This is a genomic window from Oceanospirillum linum (genome assembly GCF_001995095.2).
Lineage (GTDB): Bacteria > Pseudomonadota > Gammaproteobacteria > Pseudomonadales > Halomonadaceae > Oceanospirillum > Oceanospirillum linum.
Genome location: NZ_MTSD02000114.1, coordinates 1 through 434, shown reverse-complemented (window position 1 = coordinate 434; position 434 = coordinate 1). Strand labels below are relative to the sequence as shown.

At 62.7% G+C, this 434-nt stretch carries 1 protein-coding gene; it reads left to right on the top strand.

Features of this window, described 5'->3' with window-relative positions:
- Nucleotides 1–150 precede the first annotated feature (150 nt).
- Nucleotides 151–434 (top strand): hypothetical protein (locus BTA35_RS16895; protein WP_078320911.1); only part of this gene is annotated, 284 nt, incomplete at its 3' end.

The following is a 434-nucleotide window of genomic DNA, read 5'->3' as shown; positions in this document are numbered from 1 at the left end:
GCTGATCGCCGTCATCGTCATCGTTGCGGCGCACTATCGCCGCGAGCATCAGCGGGCCCGTTGGCTGCATCGCATGGACAACAACCGCATTTGGGACAAGCTCAGACATCGGCATTGATGCACGCTGTTTACGACGCCGGGAGAAAAGAGATGTCGGAAGAAGAAGACGCCTTGTGGCAAATGACGCAATACGAGGGCTTCGAAGTGCACGTGGCCCCGCTCTTGCGCGAAACGGACGAAGGCGCGTTGCCGCCGCGGCAACCTTATACCTACGTCGGCTACGTGTGCCACCCGGGCGCGGATCCTAAGCTACCGGGTCACGCGGTGTCTTTTCACGCAGACGGCGACGTCGGCTTCGCGAGCGCCGCGGATGCGCTCGACGAAGGCATGCATGTGGGCCGCACGATCGTCGACGGCACCCACCCGGACTTGAC